The 13,560-nt window shown below is 73.7% G+C and carries 15 protein-coding genes; 9 read left to right on the top strand and 6 right to left on the bottom strand.

Translation table 11 applies throughout. From position 1 onward, the window contains the following. Positions 1 to 105: 105 nt before the first annotated feature. Genes mbhE (FVA95_RS11610) through mnhG (FVA95_RS11580) form a run of 7 tightly spaced genes read left to right on the top strand, consistent with a single transcriptional unit; the run spans position 106 to position 6,609 of the window. Complete coding sequence (gene mbhE / locus FVA95_RS11610) at positions 106 to 2,478, top strand: hydrogen gas-evolving membrane-bound hydrogenase subunit E (RefSeq protein ID WP_240051426.1); 2,373 nt, start codon at positions 106 to 108, stop codon at positions 2,476 to 2,478. Beyond that, on the top strand, positions 2,475 to 3,059 hold the full coding sequence (locus FVA95_RS11605) for an MnhB domain-containing protein (RefSeq protein ID WP_149664214.1): 585 nt from the start codon (positions 2,475 to 2,477) through the stop codon (positions 3,057 to 3,059). Before mbhE (FVA95_RS11610) ends, FVA95_RS11605 begins: the two co-directional genes overlap by 4 nt. Before the next feature lie 20 nt (positions 3,060 to 3,079). After that, positions 3,080 to 3,514 carry a Na(+)/H(+) antiporter subunit C gene (locus tag FVA95_RS11600; protein ID WP_043276360.1) on the top strand — a complete coding sequence of 145 codons (435 nt, stop codon included), beginning with the start codon at positions 3,080 to 3,082 and terminating at the stop codon, positions 3,512 to 3,514. Positions 3,515 to 3,519: 5 nt separating this feature from the next. Further along, positions 3,520 to 5,151 (top strand): Na+/H+ antiporter subunit D, encoded by a 1,632-nt coding sequence (locus tag FVA95_RS11595; RefSeq protein ID WP_149664236.1) that lies wholly within the window; start codon positions 3,520 to 3,522, stop codon positions 5,149 to 5,151. After that, entirely contained in the window at positions 5,148 to 5,894 is a 747-nt protein-coding gene (locus FVA95_RS11590) for a Na+/H+ antiporter subunit E (protein ID WP_149664213.1), read from the top strand. The genes FVA95_RS11595 and FVA95_RS11590 overlap by 4 nt, the downstream gene beginning before the upstream one ends. Next, positions 5,891 to 6,157 carry a monovalent cation/H+ antiporter complex subunit F gene (locus FVA95_RS11585; RefSeq protein ID WP_020622056.1) on the top strand — a complete coding sequence of 89 codons (267 nt, stop codon included), beginning with the start codon at positions 5,891 to 5,893 and terminating at the stop codon, positions 6,155 to 6,157. Before FVA95_RS11590 ends, FVA95_RS11585 begins: the two co-directional genes overlap by 4 nt. Then, positions 6,139 to 6,609: a monovalent cation/H(+) antiporter subunit G gene (gene mnhG, locus FVA95_RS11580; RefSeq protein WP_368667320.1), complete on the top strand. Its 471-nt coding sequence runs from the start codon at positions 6,139 to 6,141 to the stop codon at positions 6,607 to 6,609. The genes FVA95_RS11585 and mnhG (FVA95_RS11580) overlap by 19 nt, the downstream gene beginning before the upstream one ends. Here the strand turns inward: mnhG (FVA95_RS11580) and mnhG (FVA95_RS11575) are convergent. The 6 genes from mnhG (FVA95_RS11575) to mbhE (FVA95_RS11550) are packed head-to-tail and all read right to left on the bottom strand — an operon-like array spanning position 6,525 to position 12,159. Continuing rightward, positions 6,525 to 6,917: a monovalent cation/H(+) antiporter subunit G gene (gene mnhG / locus FVA95_RS11575; RefSeq protein ID WP_149664212.1), complete on the bottom strand. Its 393-nt coding sequence runs from the start codon at positions 6,915 to 6,917 to the stop codon at positions 6,525 to 6,527. The genes mnhG (FVA95_RS11580) and mnhG (FVA95_RS11575) overlap by 85 nt on opposite strands. Continuing rightward, entirely contained in the window at positions 6,914 to 7,186 is a 273-nt protein-coding gene (locus FVA95_RS11570; protein WP_240051425.1) for a monovalent cation/H+ antiporter complex subunit F, read from the bottom strand. The genes mnhG (FVA95_RS11575) and FVA95_RS11570 overlap by 4 nt, the downstream gene beginning before the upstream one ends. Further along, positions 7,183 to 7,587 carry a Na+/H+ antiporter subunit E gene (locus tag FVA95_RS11565; RefSeq protein ID WP_149664211.1) on the bottom strand — a complete coding sequence of 135 codons (405 nt, stop codon included), beginning with the start codon at positions 7,585 to 7,587 and terminating at the stop codon, positions 7,183 to 7,185. The genes FVA95_RS11570 and FVA95_RS11565 overlap by 4 nt, the downstream gene beginning before the upstream one ends. After that, complete coding sequence (locus FVA95_RS11560) at positions 7,584 to 9,113, bottom strand: monovalent cation/H+ antiporter subunit D family protein (protein ID WP_149664210.1); 1,530 nt, start codon at positions 9,111 to 9,113, stop codon at positions 7,584 to 7,586. Before FVA95_RS11560 ends, FVA95_RS11565 begins: the two co-directional genes overlap by 4 nt. Then, positions 9,110 to 9,424, bottom strand: coding sequence for a sodium:proton antiporter (locus FVA95_RS11555; RefSeq protein ID WP_149664209.1), 315 nt, complete (start codon positions 9,422 to 9,424; stop codon positions 9,110 to 9,112). Before FVA95_RS11555 ends, FVA95_RS11560 begins: the two co-directional genes overlap by 4 nt. Then, positions 9,421 to 12,159 (bottom strand): hydrogen gas-evolving membrane-bound hydrogenase subunit E, encoded by a 2,739-nt coding sequence (gene mbhE, locus FVA95_RS11550; protein ID WP_149664208.1) that lies wholly within the window; start codon positions 12,157 to 12,159, stop codon positions 9,421 to 9,423. Before mbhE (FVA95_RS11550) ends, FVA95_RS11555 begins: the two co-directional genes overlap by 4 nt. Before the next feature lie 190 nt (positions 12,160 to 12,349). Here mbhE (FVA95_RS11550) and FVA95_RS11545 point away from each other — a divergent pair, with 190 nt between their 5' ends. Together FVA95_RS11545 and FVA95_RS11540 are read left to right on the top strand one after the other, a co-directional pair. Next, positions 12,350 to 12,874 carry a gamma carbonic anhydrase family protein gene (locus FVA95_RS11545; RefSeq protein WP_149664207.1) on the top strand — a complete coding sequence of 175 codons (525 nt, stop codon included), beginning with the start codon at positions 12,350 to 12,352 and terminating at the stop codon, positions 12,872 to 12,874. Then, on the top strand, positions 12,871 to 13,551 hold the full coding sequence (locus FVA95_RS11540) for a uracil-DNA glycosylase (RefSeq protein WP_086002420.1): 681 nt from the start codon (positions 12,871 to 12,873) through the stop codon (positions 13,549 to 13,551). The genes FVA95_RS11545 and FVA95_RS11540 overlap by 4 nt, the downstream gene beginning before the upstream one ends. Positions 13,552 to 13,560: the final 9 nt, after the last annotated feature.

Below are 13,560 nucleotides of genomic sequence, written 5' to 3'. Positions count from 1 at the left end.
CCCCTCCGGTGAGCGTGCGGCGGCCTCTTCCGGCGCTCCCCGTGTCCGGCCGTGACGTGAGCGGAACCGCTGGTCCGAACGACCCCGTGACTCCAGGAGGTGTCGGTGCTAGCCGTCGTGGCCGCCCATCTCGTCCTGGCGCTGTGCCTGCCCGCACTCGCCCGGTACCACCGGCGGCTGGCATTCGGCGCAGGCGCCGCCCTGCTCGCCGCCACTCTCGTGTGGACGATGGCGCAGGCCTCGACCGCGCTCTCCGGCGGGGTGACCGACCGCATCGAGTGGGCCCCCGAGCTGGGGCTGACGCTGAGCCTGCGGATGGACGCGCTCGCGATCGCGATGATCGTGCTCGTCTCCGGCGTCGGAGCGCTGATCATGATCTACGCGGCCTGGTACTTCGGGCCGCGCTCCACCGACGCGGCCCGCTCCGCGGCGCTGCTGGTCGCCTTCGCCGGGATGATGCTCGGTCTCGTCCTGGCCGACGACCTGCTGACCCTCTACGTGTTCTGGGAGCTGACGTCGCTGACGTCGTTCCTGCTCGTCGGGCAGGGCGGCCAGTACCGGGAGAACCGCCGTGCCGCGGTGCAGGCGCTCGTCGTGACCGTCTTCGGCGGGCTGGCGATGCTGCTCGGGATCGTGCTGCTCGGCCAGCTGGCCGGCACCTACTCGATCCCGGAGATCACCGCGGCCGCGACCTCCGGCACGCTCGCCCCCGACAGCCCGGTCGCGCTCTCGGTGTCGCTCGTGCTGATCCTGCTGGGTGCACTGACCAAGTCCGCGCAGCTGCCGTTCCACCCGTGGCTGCCGTACGCGATGGCCGCCCCGACGCCGATCTCGGCGTACCTGCACGCGGCGTCGATGGTGAAGGCCGGGGTCGTGCTCGTCGCGCGGCTCGGGCCCGCGTTCTCGGTGCACCCCGTGTGGTGGGCGCCGGTCATGGTGCTCGGCCTCGCGACGATGGTGCTGGGCGGCTGGCGCGCGATGCGCCAGACCGACCTCAAACGGCTGCTGGCCTTCGGCACCGTCTCCCAGCTCGGGTTCCTCATGGTGCTGTTCGGGTCCGGCTCGCGGGTCGCCGGTCTCGCCGGCATCGCGATGCTGCTGGCGCACGGCCTGTTCAAGGCGCCGCTGTTCATGGTGGTCGGGGCGATCGACAAGGCCTGCGGCACCCGTGACCTGCGGGAGCTGTGCGGGCTCGGACGCCGCCGGCGCGGTCTGGCCGTCGTCGCCACGCTCGCCGGGCTGTCGATGGCGGGGCTCCCTCCGATGCTCGGCTTCGTCGGCAAGGAGGCCGCGTTCGAGGCGTTCGTGCTCGAGGGCGGCGTCCGTGGCTGGGTCACCGCGATCGGCCTGGTCCTCGGCTCGCTGCTGACCGTCGCCTACACCGCACGGTTCCTGTGGGGGGCGTTCTCCACCAAGGGGCTGCACCCCACCGGTGGCGACCCGGTGCCGCTCGGCCTGTCCGGCCCGGCCTGGCTGTGCGCGCTGACCGGGATCGCGGCCGGGTTCGCCGCGCCGCTGGTCCAGCAGCTCGCCGCCTCCTACGCCGCGTCGCTGCCCCCGGTCGGCGACGCCTACGCCGCCCGCTACGAGCTGGCCCTGTGGCACACCCCCGGGCTGCCGCTGCTGTTCACCGGGGTCGCGCTGGTCGGTGGACTCCTCCTGCACCGCTACGGGCAACCCCTGACCGGGCACCTCTCGGTGCCGCACGTGTCGGCGCAGCGGGGGTACGAGGCCGTCGTGACCGGGCTGGAGCGCTCGGCGATCGCGGTCACCGGCCGGCTCCAGATCGGGTCGCTGCCGGTCTACCTCGGCTGCATCCTCGCGACCCTGATCGCGCTGCCCGGCCCGGTCATCGCCGTCACCGGGACGTGGCCGACCGACCAGGCCCCGTACCACTCGATCATGCAGGTCCCGGTCGGGTTGATGGTGATCATCGCGGCGATCGCGCTCTGCCTGGCGCACCGCCGGTTCACCGCGGTGCTGCTGGTCGGTGCCGTCGGCTACGGCATCGGCGGCCTGTTCGTCATCGACGGCGCCCCCGACCTGGCGCTCGCCCAGTTCCTGGTCGAGACGCTCACCCTGGTGGCGTTCGTCTTCGTGCTGCGACGCCTGCCCGCCCACTTCGACGAGCCGGACACCGAGCGCCGCGTCCGGGGCCCCAAGGCCGCGGTCGCCGCGGTCGGCGGCCTGCTCGTCGCCGGGATGGCCGTGGTGCTCTCCGGGGCCCGCACCCTGCCGCCCGCCACCACGGAGCCGTTCATCGCGGGCGCACCGGAGGCCGGCGCGACCAACCTGATCAGCGCGATCCTGGTGGACTTCCGCGCACTCGACACGGTCGGCGAGATCACCGTGCTGCTGATCTGCGCGTCCGGCACCGCGAGCCTGGTGCTCGCGACCCGGTACGACAAGAGGCAGAACGGCAAGGTCGTGCGCAGCGGCTCGGGATCGCCCAAGCACGAGAAGGAGGTGCTCGGATGACGACCTCGCAGGAGAAGCCCGCGTCCCCGGCCGGGGACGCCGAGAGCTGGGCCCGGATGGACCAGCCCAGCGGACGATGGATGCTCACCGGCACCTGCCCGGACGTCCGCGAACGGCCCCTGGTGCTGGAGTCCGCGGCCCGGCTGCTGTTCCCGGTGGTGCTGGTGTTCTCGGTGTTCCTGCTGCTGGAGGGCCACTACGGTCCCGGCGGCGGGTTCTCCGGCGGCCTGGTCGCCGGGCTCGCGTTCGTGCTGCGCCACATCGCCGGCGGCGACGACAACCTGGGCTCCCGGTTCCGGATCCGCCCGCCCGTGCTGGTCGGCACCGGACTGATCATCGCGGTGCTCACCGCGCTGGCCCCGGTGGCCTGGGGCGACCCGGTGCTCGCCTCGGTCAAGTGGACGATCACCTTCGGCCCGTTCGGCTACCTCGACATCGTGAGCAGCCTGCTGCTCGACGTCGGCGTCTACCTGCTGATCATCGGCGTGGTGCTCGACCTGCTGCGCTCGCTCGGGTCCGGCATCGCCCGCGACGCCCGCGAGGCGGGCGAGGCCCTCTCCCGCGGAGGTGGCCCGAGGTGAACACCACCATCAACCTGAGCATGGCGATCGTGCTCGCGGTGCTGTACTCGGTCGGCTTCTACCTGCTGATGCAGCGGTCGCTGATGCGCATCCTGATCGGCATCGTGGTGCTCGGGCACGGCGCGAACCTGCTGCTGCAGGTCTCCGGCGGACCGCCCGGGCGGGCCCCGATCCTCGACGCGGTGCTCCCCGAGCAGATCGCCGACCCGCTCCCGCAGGCGCTGGCGCTGACCGCCATCGTCATCACCTTCGCCCTGACCACGCTGCTGCTGGCGCTGGGCTACCGCTCCTGGGTGCTCGTCGGGCACGACGAGGTGCAGGACGACGTGGAGGACCGCCGCATCGCCGACCGGCAGAAGCCCAAGGGCGCGATGGAGGAGGGCACCGCGGACGAGACCGACGCCGAGCCCGAGGACACCGCCGACTCCCACGAGCTCGAGGAGGGCCGCAAGTGACCCCGCTGCAGGCCCTGGTCACGCTGCCGGTGCTGCTGCCCATGCTGGGCGCCGCGACCAGCGTCGTCGTCAGCCGCCGTGCCTCGGCCCAGCGCGTCATCGGCGTGGTGACCCTGGCGCTGGTGTGCGTCGTCGGCGCGGTGCTGCTGGTGGCCGCGGACACCTACGGGCCGGTCGTCGCCGAGCTCGGCGGCTGGCCGGCCCCGATGGGCATCGTGCTCGTCGCCGACCGGATGTCGGCGCTGCTGCTGCTCATCTCCTCGGTGGTGACGCTCGCGGTGCTGGTCTACGCGATCGACCAGCGGATCTCCGACTACGGCCGGGAGACCGCCAGCACCACCTTCCACCCGATCTTCCTGCTGCTGTCGACGGGTGTGTCGCTGGCCTACCTGACCGGTGACCTGTTCACGCTGTTCGTGGCGTTCGAGATCATGCTGGCGTCGAGCTACGTGCTCATCACCCGGCGGACGTCGGCGTCGCGGATCCGGTCCGGCATGACCTACGTGATCGTGTCGCTGACCTCGTCGCTGCTGTTCCTCACCGCGGTCGGGCTCGTCTACGCCGCCACCGGCACGGTCAACCTGGCCGACCTCGCCGGGCGGATGGGCGCGCTGCCCGAGGGCCTGCGCGCCGTGCTCGCCCTGGTGCTCATCGTGGTGTTCGGCATCAAGGCGGCGATCGTGCCGCTGCACTTCTGGCTGCCCGACAGCTACCCGAACGCACCCGCCCCGGTCACCGCGCTGTTCGCGGGCCTGCTCACCAAGGTCGGCATCTACGCCCTGCTGCGCACCCAGACCCTGGTGTTCCCGCAGGACAGCCCCTCGACGCTGCTGCTGGTGATCGCCGCGGTGACGATGGTGGTCGGCGCGCTCGGCGCCGTCGCGCAGGACGACCTCAACCGGCTGCTGTCGTTCCTGCTGGTCAGCCACATCGGGTTCATGGTGTTCGGGCTGGCGCTGCACACCCCCGACGGCATCGCCGGGACCGGGCTCTACGTCGTCCACCACATCACCGTGCAGGCGACGTTGTTCCTGGTCAGCGGGCTCATCACCCGGCGGACCGGGACCGTGTCGATCTCCCAGATGGGTGGGCTCGCCCAGCAGGCACCCCACCTGGCCGTGCTGTTCGCGATCCCGGCGATCACCCTGGCCGGGCTGCCCCCGACCTCGGGTTTCGTCGCGAAGCTCGCGCTGCTGCAGGCCGGTGCGGGCGCGGGCTTCGCCGGGGAGCTGGTCGCCGCCGTCGTCGTGCTGGCGAGCCTGCTGACCCTCTACGCCGTCGCCCGGGTCTGGGTGCGGGTGTTCTGGGGCGCCCCGAAGGAGCCCCTGGCCGACGACGACCCGAACGACGAGCTCGTCGTCGGGACCGCGCGCAGCGCCCGCGGCATGTACGTCGGCGCGTCCACGCTGGTCGTGGTCAGCGTCGCGATCGCGTTGTTCGCCGGCCCGCTGTCCGGGGTGACCGCCCGGGCCGGGGTGGACCTGCACGACCGGACCGGCTACACCGCCGCCGTCCTCGGGCCGGGCGCCGACCCCGGGGGTGACGGGACCATCAGCGCGAGCGGACGGTCCGGTGACCTCGCCGGGGACACGACCGTGCGGACCGCGGCCGGCGACACCCCGGAGGTGACCCCGTGAGCGAGCAGACCCCGAGCCGCGAGCTCGACGACGCCGCGGTCCCGCCGGAGGCCGTCCGCGACCGCGAGATGAGCGCCGCCGAGGTGGGCGAGCCGGCCGAGCCCGAGCGCACCCCCGCCCGGGTGCCCCCGCCGGTGCCGGACACCGTCGCCGAGCCGATGGGCGGGTCCGCCCGCGGCGGGAGCGTGCGCCGGCGGATCCCGCAGGTGCTCGCGCTGGCGCTGGTGTGGGTGCTGCTGTGGGGGAGCGTGTCCGCGGCCGCGGTCGTCGGCGGGCTGCTCGTCGGCCTCGCGGTGACGGCGATCTTCCCGCTGCCGCTGCTGCCCGAGCGGCTCCCGTTCCGGCCGTGGAAGCTGCTGCGGCTGCTGGCGTTCCTGGCCTCGGACCTGGTCGTCTCCGGGATCCGGGTCAGCATGGTGACGCTGCGGCACGGGCCGCGCGCCCGGTCCGGGATCGTCGGGCTGCCGCTGTGCACCGGCTCGGACCGCACCGCGACGACGATCGTCGCGGCCTGCGCGCTGTCCCCGGGCAGCTTCACGCTGCAGATCGACCGGGCCCGGCGTCGCTGGTACGTCTACGCACTCGGCCTGCACCGGCCCGGCGCCGTCGAACGGCTCCGCCGGGACATGATGCGGCTGCAGATGCGGGTGATCGACGCCGTCGGCAGCCAGGAGGACCGGGACCGGTGCGCCGCCGCCGTCGCTGCGGTCGCCGCCGGGGACACGGGGAGGAACGAGCGGTGACCGTCGTCCACACGCTGGTACTGATCATGCTGACCGCCGCGGGGGTGCTGACGATGTGGCGGCTCCTGAAGGGCCCCACGACGCTGGACCGCATCGCGGCGCTGGACGTGTTCGTCGTGCTGATCGTGGCCGCGGCCGCGGTGTACGCGGCGATCTACTCCGACGGGTCGAACATCCCGCTGCTGGCCGCGGTCGCGCTGATCGCGCTGGTCGGCTCGGCGACGGCGGCCCGCCTGGTCGAACGATGGGAGCGGCACCGCTGATGGGCCTGCACGACGTGCTCGACGTGGTCTCCGCCGCACTGATGCTCGCCGGCGGGCTGTCCTGCCTGCTCGGTGCGCTCGGGCTGGTCCGGTTGCCGGACCTGCCGGCCCGGCTGCAGGCCACCACCAAGCCGCAGACCCTCGGGCTGCTGCTGATCCTGCTGGGCGTCGCGGTGAACCTGGAGTTCGAGAACTCCTCGACGCTGATCCTGGTCGTGCTGTTCCAGGTGATGACGGCGCCGGTCATCTCGCAGGTGGTCGGGCGCTCGGCCTACCGCAGCGGTGCGATCGACCGGGACGCACTCGTCGTCGACGACCTGGGGGAGGACATCGACACCGACGCGCGCGTCCGGGAGGTGCGGACGGTTCAGCCCTCGTCGCCCCGGGAGTCGGTGGAGCCGGGGTCGTCCTCGCGCAGCGTCGACGGGGTCGACGGGGCCCCGGACCGGTAGGCGGCGTGCCCGATCGCGAAGCTGGCGATCGGGATCGTGAACAGCTGCAGTGCCACGGCCACGCCGAGGGTGAGCAGCACCCCCGGTTCGGGCACCAGGATCGCGACCCCGACGAGGATCGCGACGATCCCGAGCCCGGCGGCCTTGGTGACGGCGTTCGTGCGGTTGTAGACGTCGGGCAGGCGCACCAGGCCGACCGCGCCCGCCGCGACGAGCAGGACCCCGGCACCGAGCACGACGCCGCCGATCGCGTTCTGCACGGGCCCGCCGGTGAGCACGGTCCCCAGGCCCGCGGCGACGGTGCTCATCGGCGAGTCCCCTTCTCCGCCCAGATCAGCCGGGCCACGGCGACCGTGGTCAGGAACCCGACCAGCGTCGCGACGACGACGAGGTCCAGCATCGCGACCGAGCCCAGCCGCAGCGCCAGCAGCGCGATCAGCCCGACGACGACCACGAAGCCGTAGTCGACGGCCAGCCCGCGGTCGGCGTCGGTGGGCCCGGCCAGGACCCGCCCGACCGCGACGAGCAGGCCCAGGGCCAGCAGGACGATCCCGGCGTCCAGCAACAGGGTGCTCACGGCGTCTCCTCCGGATCGTGGTCGACCACACCCGGGGTGGGGCGGCGCAGGAACGCCAGCAACCGGTCCTCCATCTCGTGCACGCTCGCCCGCAGCTGCTCCGGGTCGGACGCGTGCATGCCGTGCACGAGCAGTTCCGGGCTGCGCGCGCCGGTGGTCAGGTTCAGGGCGAGGGTGCCGGGGGTGAGGCTGAGCAGGCTCATGATCGACGCGATCTCGAGCATGCTCCGCGACCGCAGCCGGACCCGGACCACCGCCGGGTCGATGCCGTGCCCGGGGGTGAGGACCTCGCGGAGCACGACGGCGTTGGCGCGGAGGAACTCGCCGGTGAACCACAGCAGGAACCCCACTGCGGCGCGCAGGCGCCCGCCGCGCCCGGGTGCACGTCGGCGGGTGGTCACGGCGCCCCCACCGCCCCGACGTAGCCGGTGGTGTCGGCGAGCCCCTGCCCTGCGACGGTCGAGAGCGCCAGCAGCGGCTCCGCCCACAGCCCGAGCAGCAGCGACAGCGCCCCCAGCGCCAGCGCCGGGACCACCGCGCGGACCGGGACCGCCACGGCGACCACGGTGCCCGCACCACCCCCTGGGCCCGGTGCGGGGGCCTCGCCACCCCAGAACGCGCCGTTCCAGATCTTGAGCATCGACAGCAGGGTGACCACGCTGACCGCGACGGCGACGATCGCCGCGGCGACCATGCCCGCCTCGACCGCGCCGAGCACCAGGGCGAACTTCGCGACGAACCCGGACAGCGGCGGGATCCCGGCCAGGCTCAGCGCCGACACCGCGAACGCGACCGCGGTCGCCGGGTTGCGGGCGGCGAGCCCGCCGAGCCGGGACAGCGTGTCGGTGCCGACGTACTGCTCGACGGCGCCGGCGACCATCAGCAGCGCCGCCTTGACCAGCACGTACTGCACCAGGAAGTAGATCGCGGCGGCCAGCCCGGCCGGGGTGGAGATCGCCAGGCCGAGCACGATGTAGCCGATCTGGCTGACCATGTGGAAGGTCAGGATCCGGCGCATCCCGCCGGCGCCGACCGCGCCGAGCACCCCGACGACCATCGTCAGCAGCGCCGCCACCAGCACGACCGGCAGGAAGCGCGGGTCGCCGTCGTAGACGACCGCGTAGATCCGGAACAGCGCGTACACGCCGACCTTGGTCAGCAGCCCGGAGAACAGCACGGTGACCGCGGCCGGCGCGGCGGTGTAGGCCCGCGGCAGCCAGTTGTGCAGCGGCACCAGCGCGGCCTTCACCGAGAGCGCCAGCAGGATCACCGCGGTCGCCGCGGCCAGCGCCGGGTCGGTCACGGCGCGCCCGGCGAGGTCACCGAGCTGCACGGTCCCGGCGACGCCGTAGACCAGGCCGAGCCCCGCGAGGAACACCGTCGAGGCCAGGAGGTTCACCGTCAGGTACAGCCGCGACGCCGCGATCCGCTCCGGGTCACGGCCGGTCGCGATGAGCACGTAGCTGGGGACGAGCATGACCTCGACGAACACGAACAGGCTGAACAGGTCCGCGGTGAGGTAGGCGCCGTGCACCCCGGCGAGCAGCAGCAGCGACTGCGGCAGGAACGCCCGGTCGGTGTCGGAGCCGGTGACCGCGGCGAAGGCCAGGCAGGCGATCCCCAGCACCCCGGTGACGGTCAGCATGATCGTGCCGAACGCGTCGGCGGCCAGCGGGATCGCGATGCCCGCGGGCCAGTTCCCGAGCCGTTGCACGATCACCGCGCCGTCCGCGGTGGCCGCCAGGAGGACCGCCGACACCGCCGTCGACACCACGAGCGCGGTGAACGCGACCACCCGCCGCGCCGTCATCGGCAGCAGGAACGGTCCGCCCCCGCCCGGCGGGCGCGCGGTGAGCAGGATCAGCAGGCCCGCCGCGGCGAGCGGGACCAGGATCGGTACGACGACGAGCGCCTCGAGGCCGGTCACCGGGGCTCACCCTCCTCGGTGTCGGCGGTGCCACCGGCCTTCAGCAGGGCCAGCAGGTACACCGTGATCGCGAAGGCGATCACGATCGCGGTGAGCACGAACGCCTGCGGCAGCGGGTCGGCCATCTGCGCCCGGTCCTGCTGGCCCAGCAGCGCGGGCTCACGGGTCGCCATCCCGCCCGCGGAGATGATCAGGACGTTCACCCCGTGGCCGAGCAGCACGAACCCGAGCACCGTGCGCAGCAGCTCGCGCTGCAGCACCAGGTACACCCCGCCCGCGACCAGCACGGCGACGACGACCGCGGCGGTCACTCGGAGCTCCCCAGCACGGAGCCGGTGCGGGCGCGCCCGCCGATCCGGTCGGTCGCGGCCACGATCAGCCCCACCACCATCAGGTAGATCCCCAGGTCGAACACGAACGACGACAACAGCACCCCGCCGGGCAGGTACACCGGCGTGAGGAACGGCAGCCCCAGCGGGTACACCGCGATCCCGGTGAGCAGGCTCAGCAGCAGCCCGGACCCGACCAGCGGCTCGGGCCGCAGCCGCAGTGCCCACGCGTCGCCGCGGTGGGCGAGCCGCAGGAACACGATCGCGACGCCGCCGACGAGCGAGGAGACGAACCCGCCGCCGGGCTCGTCGTGGCCGCGCCAGAGCAGGAACAGCGACATCAGGAGCATCAGCGGGGCCAGCACCCGGCTCGCGACCCGCATGACGATCGTGTCGGCCGGGCCGTCGGTGGCGACGCGCTGCCGCGGGCTCCCCTCGGCCCCGGCCTCGCCGCGGCGGATCAGCACGAGCAGGCCGAGCGCCGCGGCCCCGACGACGACGGCCTCACCGAAGGTGTCCATGCCGCGGAAGTCGACGAGGATCGTGTTGACCACGTTGGTCCCGCCGGTGGCATCCTCCGCGGTGTCGAGCAGGTACCCGCCGACCGGCGACGGCGCGCGGCGCCCGGTCAGGACGTAGGTCGCCGCCCCCAGCGACAGGCCCGCGGCCAGCGCGGCCACCGCGGCCGGGGCCCGCCGCCACCGCGCCGGGCGGCGCAGCCGGACCCCGCGCCCGCGCAGCACCAGCACCGCGACGACCGTGGTCAGCACCTCGACCAGCAGCAGCGTCATCGCGACGTCCGGGGCGCCCGCGAGCAGCAGCCACAGTGCCGTCGCCAGCCCGCCGAAGCCGGTCAGCGCCAGTGCCGCGGTGACCGAACGGGTCGTCACGGCCCCGGCGACGGTGGCCGCCACGAGCACGACGACCACCCAGTCCAGCGGACGGGTCACCGGCCCGGGGAACGGTGCCGGCGCGGGCAGCGCCACCCAGGCGACGACGGCGAGCACCGGCAGCGCCAGCACCGGGCGGACCAGGACGGCGGCGGGGGAGGGGTCGGTGTCGGGCCGCCCCACCCTGGCGCCGAGGTCGAGCACCCCGGCCCGGATCCGGTCGAAGACCGCGGCGCCGTCGGGCACCGGGAGCCGCTCCAGCGCCCGGTCGACGCGGCCGCGCCAGTGGAACAGCGCGAGACCGGCGGCGACGGTGAGCACCGACAGCGCCAGGGCGGTGCCGAACCCGGGCCAGAGCACGAACGTGACCGGCTCCGAGCCCGGGTCGAGGTCGCGCGCGGCGCGGTCGGTCAGCGGGTTGAGTACCCGCACCGCGGGTCCGAGGACCAGCCCGAGCAGCGCGGCGACGGCGGCCGGTGCGAGGAACGCCCACGACGGCTCGTAGAGGCCGGGCTGGGTGAGCCTGCCGCCGAACGCGCCGTGCACGATCCGGGCGGAGTAGGCGAAGGTCAGCGCCGAGGCCACGACCGCGACGGCCGCAGCAACCGGCCCGGCACCGGGCGCGAAGTCGGCCTCCAGGAAGCCCTCGTAGAGGTTCTCCTTGGACACGAACCCGAGCAGCGGCGGCACCCCGGCCATCGACAGCGCGGCGACCCCGGTCAGTGCCGCGGTGACCGGCATGACCTTCCACAGGCCGCCGAGCTCGCGGACGTCCCGGCTGCCCGCCTCCTTGTCGATGATCCCGACCAGCATGAACAGGGTCGCCTTGAACAGGGCGTGGGCGAAGGTGTGCAGCACCGCCGCGGACAGCGCGTAGGACGTGCCGACGCCGATCGCGGCGGTGAGCAGGCCGAGCTGGCTGACCGTGGAGTGGGCGAGCATCGCCTTCAGGTCGTGCTCGCGCAGCGCCAGCACCGCGCCGACGACGGCCGTCGCCAGCCCGAGCGGGACGAGCACCGCCGACCAGGCCATCGACGGCACGTAGATCGGGGTGAACCGCATCAGCAGGTAGATGCCCGCCTTCACCATCGTCGCGGCGTGCAGGTAGGCACTGATCGGGGTCATCGCGACCATCGCGCCGGGCAGCCAGAAGGTGAACGGCAACTGCGCGGACTTCGTCGCCGCGGCCAGGATCAGCAGCGCCCCGGCAGGCAGGGCCAGGGGGCTGGTGAGCACCGCGCCCGGGTCGGCGAGCACCACGTCGAGGCTGGTGCTCCCGGCCGCGACGCCGATCATCACCACCGCGCCGAGCAGGGCGAACCCGCCCATCGCCGTCACGACGAGCGCGCGGCCCGCTGGCAGCGCCGCCGCCGGACCGGCGGTGTTGATCAGCAGGAACGACAGGACGGTCGTGAGCTCCCAGAACACGTAGAGCAGCACGAGGTCGTTCGCGGTGACCAGGCCGATCATGGCGGCGGCGAACCCGGTGAGCAGGCCGTAGACCGTGCCGATCGGGTAGTACGCCTCCAGGTAGCGCGGGCAGTAGGCCATCACCAGCGCGCCCACGCCCAGCACGATCGTCACGAACAGCAGCGACAGGCCGTCCATCCGCAGGCCGAAGGAGACGCCCAGCGACGGCATCCAGGACACGCCCGCGGTGAGGACCTCCCCGCGGACGACCTCTCCGGCGGCGGTGTTCGCGTACACGGCCAGCGCGGCGAGACCCGCGGCCAGCGGGTAGCCGGCGTTGCGGCCGAGCAGCCGGGCGAGCACCGGGGCGAGCAGCGCCAGCGCGACCGCCCCACCCAGGGTGACCAGGGGGATCACCGGGCAGCGCCTCCGTCCAGGGGGCCGGGGGTGCCAGGCACCCTGATCATGACTCGGGAGCTTCTACCCGTTCGACGGGGTTTCCACACCGACGTTTCCGGTCACTCCGGTCGGTTGCGCCACGCACGGTTTCCCGGGGGTGGGTGGGCCCCCGGCGTGGCGGTCCGCAGGGGCTTCGTACCCTCCCGGTGTGCCTCTGTACGCGCTCGGTGACGCCGAACCGGACATCCACCCGACCGCCTACGTCCATCCGGACGCCGTCGTGATCGGCAACGTGACGCTGGGCCCGGAGTCCACCGTCTGGCCGACCGCGGTGCTGCGCGGCGACGACGGCCGGATCGAGGTCGGCGCCCGCAGCAGCATCCAGGACGGGTCGATCATCCACACCACCCTGCAGCAGCCGACGATCATCGGGGACGAGGTGACCGCCGGGCACAACGTGCACATCGAGGCGGCCACCATCGGCAACCGCGCGCTCGTCTCGTCGGGCTCGGTGGTGCTGAACGGTGCGACGATCGGCGAGGGCGCGGTCGTCGCCGCGGGCGCGGTCGTCTCCCCGAAGGCCGACGTGCCCGCGTACCGGATGGCGCTGGGCGTGCCCGCCCGCGTCCGCGACGGCTACGAGGTGCCCGCCGACCGCTGGCGGTACGCCGTGGAGTCCTACGTCGACCGGGGCCGCCGGTTCGCCTCCCAGCTGCGCCGGTTGGAGGGCTGATGGCCAAGCCGCTGCACGAGGTCGTCGAGGCCGGGTGGGCCAGGGCCCTGGAGCCGGTCGCCGAGACGATCACCGCGATGGGCGAGTTCCTGCGTGCCGAGATCGCCGCGGGCCGTCGCTACCTGCCTGCCGGGGCGAACGTGCTGCGCGCGTTCCAGCAGCCCTTCGACGACGTCCGGGTGCTGCTCGTCGGCCAGGACCCGTACCCGACCCCGGGTCACGCGGTCGGGCTGTCGTTCTCCGTCGCCCCCGGGACCCGGCCGCTGCCGCGCTCGCTGCAGAACATCTTCCGCGAGTACACCGAGGACCTCGGGCACCCGGCGCCGAGCTCGGGCGACCTGACCCCGTGGACCGAGCAGGGCGTGCTGCTGCTCAACCGGTGCCTGACCGTCGCACCGGGAGAGCCGGCCTCGCACCGCAACAAGGGCTGGGAGGAGGTCACCGAGCAGGCGATCCGGGCCCTGGTGGCCCGCGACGCCGCGCCGATGGTGGCGATCCTCTGGGGCCGCGACGCCCGCAACCTCGCGCCGCTGCTGGAGGACGTGCCGACGATCGAGTCGGCACACCCGTCGCCCATGTCGGCCGACCGCGGCTTCTTCGGGTCGCGGCCGTTCAGCCGGGCCAACGACCTGCTCGAGGAGATCGGCGGGGAACCCGTCGACTGGAAGCTGCCCTAGGCTGGACCG

Origin of the sequence: Pseudonocardia sp. EV170527-09, from assembly GCF_008369905.1 — a bacterium.
Classification (GTDB): domain Bacteria; phylum Actinomycetota; class Actinomycetes; order Mycobacteriales; family Pseudonocardiaceae; genus Pseudonocardia.
The sequence above is the reverse complement of the archived record's forward strand: the minus strand, read 5'-3'. Positions and strand labels throughout refer to the sequence as shown.

Bases quoted from the DNA above. Each gene is read 5' to 3' on its own strand.
- FVA95_RS11605 (WP_149664214.1), top strand. From the start codon at position 2,475: ATGACGACCTCGCAGGAGAAGCCCGCGTCCCCGGCCGGGGACGCCGAG.
- FVA95_RS11600 (WP_043276360.1), top strand. From the start codon at position 3,080: ATGGCGATCGTGCTCGCGGTGCTGTACTCGGTCGGCTTCTACCTGCTG.
- mnhG (WP_368667320.1), top strand. From the start codon at position 6,139: ATGGGAGCGGCACCGCTGATGGGCCTGCACGACGTGCTCGACGTGGTC.
- mnhG (WP_149664212.1), bottom strand. From the start codon at position 6,917: ATGAGCACCGTCGCCGCGGGCCTGGGGACCGTGCTCACCGGCGGGCCC.